The sequence below is a fragment of the Ornithinicoccus halotolerans genome (genome assembly GCF_009602535.1).
GTDB lineage: Bacteria > Actinomycetota > Actinomycetes > Actinomycetales > Dermatophilaceae > Ornithinicoccus > Ornithinicoccus halotolerans.
Genome location: NZ_WIQI01000129.1, coordinates 1 through 6365, shown reverse-complemented (window position 1 = coordinate 6365; position 6365 = coordinate 1). Strand labels below are relative to the sequence as shown.

The 6365-nt window shown below is 74.6% G+C and carries 4 protein-coding genes; 1 reads left to right on the top strand and 3 read right to left on the bottom strand.

The window, feature by feature from the left end; all coding sequences use genetic code 11:
- Window positions 1–113 precede the first annotated feature (113 nt).
- From GFJ45_RS14505 to GFJ45_RS14495, 3 genes are all read right to left on the bottom strand, one after another.
- Entirely contained in the window at window positions 114–905 is a 792-nt protein-coding gene (locus tag GFJ45_RS14505) for an AMIN-like domain-containing (lipo)protein (protein WP_194288693.1), read from the bottom strand.
- A 199-nt stretch (window positions 906–1104) separates the two neighbouring features.
- Window positions 1105–2385, bottom strand: coding sequence for a DUF445 domain-containing protein (locus GFJ45_RS14500; RefSeq protein ID WP_228387096.1), 1281 nt, complete (start codon window positions 2383–2385; stop codon window positions 1105–1107).
- Window positions 2382–5765 (bottom strand): TM0106 family RecB-like putative nuclease, encoded by a 3384-nt coding sequence (locus GFJ45_RS14495; RefSeq protein WP_153398449.1) that lies wholly within the window; start codon window positions 5763–5765, stop codon window positions 2382–2384. The genes GFJ45_RS14500 and GFJ45_RS14495 overlap by 4 nt, the downstream gene beginning before the upstream one ends.
- A 108-nt stretch (window positions 5766–5873) precedes the next feature.
- On the opposite strand from GFJ45_RS14495, the gene GFJ45_RS14490 reads away from it, so the two are divergent.
- Window positions 5874–6224, top strand: coding sequence for a hypothetical protein (locus GFJ45_RS14490; protein ID WP_194288692.1), 351 nt, complete (start codon window positions 5874–5876; stop codon window positions 6222–6224).
- Window positions 6225–6365 lie beyond the last annotated feature (141 nt).

The following is a 6365-nucleotide window of genomic DNA, read 5'->3' as shown; positions in this document are numbered from 1 at the left end:
CGGCCGGGCCGTCGACCTGCCCGCATCCAGCGAGGATCCGGTCAACACACGAGGCCGCGCCCCGGGCACCAGCCGCAACTACGGGACGCGGCCACCGGGCTCACCGCCGCACGTCAGTGGGTCATCACGTCGATCACGAGCCGCTCGGGGTCACCCAGCCGGAACACGCGGAAGGCAACCTCCTCGCGCGTTCCGACGAACACCTGGAGCTGGCCCTCGAACGGGGCGGTCCGCAGGACCTCGGTCACCATGCTCGTGTTGTCGGGCTGCACCAGCAGCTGCCCGGGGTCGTACGGATGGTCGTCCCCGCTCGGCAGCGCCACGCCACGGACGATGACGGCGAGGGTGCCGTCACCGGCCAGAGACACCGGAGCGCCGCTGCCGTCGAGTGCAGGGTTGTCGGTGTACTCAGCCGACCAGCCGACCTGGGAGCCGCCCTCGATGTCGAGCACCACCCGCTCGAAGTGGTTGTGGACTCCGGTGCGGATGTCGGTCACGACGAGGTCGTAGCCGCCGGGCTCGGACTCCTCATGCGTCCCCGGGTCGACGAAGCCCTCCAGGTTCTCCTCGGGCTGCTGTCCCTCGCCGCCGTCACCGTCGCTCCCGTCGTCACTGGGCTGGCCGCCGCCTCCGCCGGCCTGGCCGTCGGTGCCGCTACCGTCTTGGCCGTCGCCGTCGTCGGAGCCCGCGCCGGCGCCGTCATCGGTCTGCGGAGGGTTCCCGGCCTCGTCGGTCTCGCCGTCGTCGCTCGTCGTCGGGGCTCCGGTCCCCTCGCCGGTCTCGGTGGCGGCCGCGTCCTCCTCGGGTGACTCGGCCGTGGGGCTGTCCTCGGGCGGGGTGGGGTCGTCGTCGGCCGTGCCGCAGCCCGCCGCGATCGCCAGCGCGGCCACCGCCGCCAGCGCCATTGCGCGACCGGCGCGCGGGCGGCTGCCGCGCGACCACTGCCTTCCGGGTGCCGAAATACTCATACCCTGCAGACTCCGCTCCGGGCGATCGGGTTGTCACTTCGCCGCACCGTGCGTTGCCGGACCGTTGCCGCACCCGCCAGCGACCATGCCACCGTCCGACAGTTGCCACCGCTCGCGCGAGCGAGGCGGGCGGTCCTCAGAGCAGCTGCGACAGGCCGTGGAGGGTCAGCCCCACGAGCGCGCCGACGACGGTGCCGTTGATGCGGATGAACTGCAGGTCCCGGCCCACGTGCAGCTCGATCCGGTCGGCGGCCTCCTGGCCGTCCCACCGGTCGACGGTGGTGCTGATGACCGTGGCCAGCTCGGCGCCGTAGCGGCTCACCGCCCCGGCTACCGCCTCCTCCCCCAGCTCGTCGGCCCGCTCCCGCAGGACGGGGTCGCTCTCCAGCCGGTGGCCGAAGGCGGCTACCTCCTCCACGAGGCGGGCCCGCAGCCGGCCGTCGGGATCCTCGAGCGCCTCCTGCAGCGCTGCCGAGACCGCCTCCCACACGGCGACCGCGGCGGTCACGGTCTGCGGATGCTGCAGCACCCGCTCCTTGAGCGCCTCGAAGCGGGCCATGGTGGTCTCATCCCGCTGCAGGTCCGCCGCCAGCTCGGCCAGGTAGGAGTCCAGGGCGAGCCGCACCCGGTGCTGCGGGTCGCTGGCGACCTCGGCGGTCCAGTCGACCAGCTCCCGGTAGACCCGGTCGACCACCTGGTCGTCGAGCCAGCGCGGGGACCACCACGGCGCGCGGGCGTGCAGGATCGTGGCGACCTCGTCGGGATGGCCCCGCACCCAGTGGTGCAGCTCCCCCGCGGCGATGTCGACCACGCCGTGGTGGGCGCGGTCGGTCACCACGGCGTCCAGCAGGTGGCCGGCCAGTGGGCTGAGCGGCTCCTGGCGCAGCCGGGGCAGCAGCGTGTCCGCCACGAACCCGGCCATGTCCTCGGCCCGGATCCTGCGCAGCAGCGTCACCGCGACCGGGGAGGCGTCGGTGACCACCCGCCCGGCGTGCTCGGGCACCGCCAGCCAGCGACCGACGCGGCGGGCGACCTCCGCGGTGCGGTACCGCTCCCGGACCGTCTCGGGGGTGAGGAAGTGGGTGCTGACGAACTGCTCCAGGCTGCGGCCGAGCGCCTGCTTGCGGCGCGGGATGATCGCGGTGTGGGGCACCGGCAGCCGCATCGGGTGCCGGAAGAGCGCGGTGACGGCGAACCAGTCGGCGATGGCGCCCACCATGCCGGCCTCGGCAGCGGCGTGGACGTACCCCCACGCCCCCGCACGGTCGTGGGTGAGCAGGTAGACGACCGCCATGAGCACCAGCAGCCCGGTGGCCACCAGCCGCATCCGGCGCAACGAGGCGCGGCGCTGCTCGTCGGTCCCGGTGAACGGGTCGGGTTCGCCGAGGGCGGTCGGAGTGGTCGGCGCGGCGGTCACGCGGTCAGCGTACGGGCGCGGAGCACCGGCTCGGCCAGGTCGACGAGCCGGCACAACGCGTTGACCGCGCGCAGCTGCTCGGCGGAGCTGACCGGCGCGTCGAGCAGCGCGGGGCTGCCCACGACGACCGCGAGGGCCTGCGCCCGGGAGAGGGCGACGTTGAGCCGGTGGGTGTCGTAGAGGAACCCGACCCCGCGGGGCGCGTCGGCCGCGGTCGAGGAGGCCATCGAGTAGATGACCACCGGGGCCTGGCGCCCCTGGAACCGGTCGACGGTGCCGGCCCGCACCCCGTCCGGCAGCGCGTCGGCCAGTCGGGAGACGTGGGCGTTGAAGGGCGCGACCACGAGCACGTCCTCCGGGCCGATCGGGTGCACCTGCCCGTCCACGTCCCGCCAGGAGCGGCCCAGCAGGTCCTGCACCAGGGCGGCCACGGCGTCGGCCTCCACGGAGTTGTCGGCGCTGAAGCCCTGGTGCTCGACCGGCAGCCACCGCAGGCCGGAGCCGGTGAGCCCGTCGTGCCCACCGCCGCTACCGGGCCAGTCCTCGGCAGCGCCGGCCAGCACCTCCTGCCGCTCCCGCCCGGCCGCGGTGCCGAGCCGGCCGTCGTAGGCCAGCTCGGAGACGAACTCGGTGAGTGCGGGGTGCATCCGCCAGGTGCGGTCCAGGAAGATGCCTTGCTCGGTGGTGACCGTCTCCTGCCCCTCCAGCAGGTGCTCCAGCGCGGAGACGCCGGAGCCGTCGGGGTGGGTGGCCCGGGACGGCTGGGTGAGCTGCTGCGGGTCGCCGAGCAGCACCATCGACCGGGCGGCCGGCGCCACCGCCAGCGCATTGGCCAGCGAGAACTGGCCGGCCTCGTCCACCACCAGCACGTCGACCGACTCACGCATGTCCTGCCGCGCCCACAGCCACGCGGTCCCGCCGGCGAGCCGCACCTGGCCGTCGGCCAGCGCGGCGCGGACCTCCTCGGCCGTGCCGGCCAGCCGCACCGTCATCCTGTCCTGGTCGTCGGGCACCTCGGTGCCCGCGCCCGGCTTGCGCAGCCCGGGGCGCTCGACCTTCTGCATCAGGTGGTCGATGACCGCGTGCGACAGCCCGGTCACCCCGACCCGCAGCCCGGCGTCGACCAGCGCCCGGACCAGGCGGGTGCCGGCGTAGGTCTTGCCCGACCCGGGTGGCCCCTGCACCGCGAGCACCTGCGGTTGCGTGGAGGTGGCCATCGCCGTCCCGACCCGCATCACGACGTCCGCGGCCGTCTCGCCCTCGCCCGGCGCCATGCCCGTGGGCACCTGCCGGCGCAGCAGCGCCGCGGCCAGCCCACCGTCGCCGGACAGCACGTCCTCGCCGGTGCGCGCCAGCGACTCGCGCATCACCTGGTCCGAGAGCGGTCCCGGCGGTCCCAGCCCGCGCGGGCGTAGCGGCTCTCGACCGGTGCCGCGCTTGACCTCCACCCAGCCGGCGTCCAGGTCGGCGCCGACCACCTCGCCGGCGCTCTCCTTGGTGTCGACGTCGTGCAGGGAGCTGCCGACCCGGACCGAGCCGTCCTGCGGCGGGAACGGGTAGCGCCAGACCACCGACCGCTTGATGCGGCCGACCTGGGACGGCTCCCCCAGGGCACCGATGGTGGTGCCGTCCTCGCGCAGCTCCTCGTCGCTGAGCGAGCCGGTGCGGTAGTAGTCCCACCACTCGGACCGGGCCTCGCGCCGGTGCCAGCCCACCGCTCCGGCCAGCAGCGCCTCGCCGGCCTCCCGCAGCCGCGTGGCCAGCGCCTCCTCCGCGGCGGCGGACTCGGCTGCCCCGGTCTCGACGGTCGCCTGCTGCCGCTTGTGCTCCGGCCGGGGCAGCGGCTCAGCCGCCTGTCGTTCCAGCTCGGACCGGCGCTCCTCGAGCCAGTCGTGCAGGGCCAGGGTGGAGCGCACGTCCTCGGCGTTGTAGTCCGCCAGCCGCTGCAGCAGCACGTCGTCCTGCCGCCCCCCGGCCAGCCAGCGCTCGTACTCGACCACCGAGGACAGCGCGTCGGTGACCGCGTCGCCCTCGGCGGTGCGCACCCGGTGCCAGTAGAAGGCCTCCAGCTGCTTCAGCGAGTAGCTGGCCTTGGAGATCTGCAGCCCCTGCCGGACCACGGCGTAGAGGTCGACGAGCCGCTCCCCGCGCAGCAGCTGGTCCAGCTCGGACTCCCGGGTGGCGTAGCGGCCGGTCAGCAGCTTCAGCTTGCTCTGCTCGTAGGAGGCGTAGTGGTAGACGTGCATGCCGGGGTACCGCTGCCAGCGGCGCAGCAGCCAGTCCACCAGGTCGGCGACCAGCTGCGCCTCCTGCTCTTGGTCGTGAGCCCACCAGGCGTGGAACGTGCCGTCCCGCTCGCAGACGCCGGCGAGGTACTCCCGGCCCTGGCCGTCCTCGGCGAACGGGTCACCCTCGAAGTCGAGGTAGATGTCACCCTCGTCCGGAGCCGGCAGCAGCCCCAGGCCCTGACCGGGGCGGGCCGGCAGCAGCGCGTAGGTGGCCTCGCCGGTCTCCCGCTCCTGCCGCTGCAGCCGCGCCTGGGTGCGCAGCCGCCGCGCCACCGGGCGGGACAGCGCGCCGGTGAGGGCCTCCTCGTCGGCGCGGGCGAGCTCGGTGAGGGTGTGGATCCCCGCCTCGCGCAGCGCCAGCCGGTGGTCGGTGCGCATGCCGGCCACGAGGGTGAGGTCGTCGTTGGCCTCCCACTCGGCGCTGCAGCGGGGGCGCCACCGGCACACCGCGCAGTGCGCGACCGGCACCGGCTCGGTGGCGGCCTGCTCCCGGACCGCGGACTGCACCCGCTCGCGCACCCGGCGAGCGTAGGAGGCGACGTCGGTGTGCCGGAACGGGCGCTCCGCACCGTCTCCGGTCACCACGACCAGCCGGCGCGGCGGTCGGCCCTGCAGGTGCTGCAGCCGCTCGGCGTAGCTGGCCAGCTGCAACAGTGCCGGGACGCCCGGGCGCCGGGCGAGCTTGGTGTCGGCGACGTCGTAGCCGAACGGCCCCAGGCCGCTACCGGCCGCGTCGTCGCGCAGCAGGAAGTCGGCGATGCCGCTCCAGGCGCCGTCGGCCATGACCGCCTGGTAGATCACGTCGGCGCCCTCGCGCATCGCCGCCAGTGTCTGCTGCTCGCGCTCGGCCAGCGGCCCGTCCGGGGGGATCTCGACGACGGTGCGGCCCTCGGCACGCAGCCGCGCCAGGTAGGCGCGCTCGTGCTCCAGGCCGCGGTCGAGCACCAGCTGCAGCTGCTCGTCGGTGCCCGGCTCGGGCTCCGCGAGGTCACCGAGGGCGACGCGCAGGTCCAGCGCGGTGGCGTGCGGGCACGCCACGTGCCGGGTGAGGTCGGTCGGGCTGAGCACCAGCCTGCCGCCGTGGAACTGCATGCTCCGACTGTCGCATGGCGGACCGACAGCGACGGGCACGACCCGGCGTGGCTGGCCGACACGGTAGCGTGACACCACTGCAGACGGGGTCGAGAGAGAGGTCGGTTCGTGGTGGCGAGCTCAGTCGTCGTGTTCTTGCTCGTGCTGGTGCCGTCGCTGCTGTTCCTGGCGGCCGGGCTCGTGCTGCTCGTCTACGGGATCCGCCGTCAGCGCCAGAACCGGGAGGCGCTGCAGGGCTACGTCGGCCAGCGGCTGCAGGAGCAGGACGAGCGAGCCGAGCACGGGGGCGCTGAGCACGAGCGGCCCGAGCACGATCCCGCCACGCCGGCCGTCTCCCCGCCGCCGCAGGACAACTCCGGCCTGGTGTGGGCGATCGTCGGCGGCGTGATGACGTTCTTCGGCATCACCGGGCTGTGCTTCGTGCTGGTCGTCGGGGTGATCGTCGCGCTCCGCAGCTAGACCGGATGACCGCGGCGGCGAGCCGCTCCCAGCCCGCCGCCAGCACCGCCGGTGGCGCCGCCATTGGGTTGCCGCTAGTCGCGGCCGGAGAGGCTGGCGATGAGGTGGAACAGGGCGGAGTGGTCCAGGTCGCCGTGGCCG

Bases quoted from the DNA above. Each gene is read 5' to 3' on its own strand.
- GFJ45_RS14495 (WP_153398449.1), bottom strand. From the start codon at position 5,765: ATGCAGTTCCACGGCGGCAGGCTGGTGCTCAGCCCGACCGACCTCACC.
- GFJ45_RS14505 (WP_194288693.1), bottom strand. From the start codon at position 905: ATGGCGCTGGCGGCGGTGGCCGCGCTGGCGATCGCGGCGGGCTGCGGC.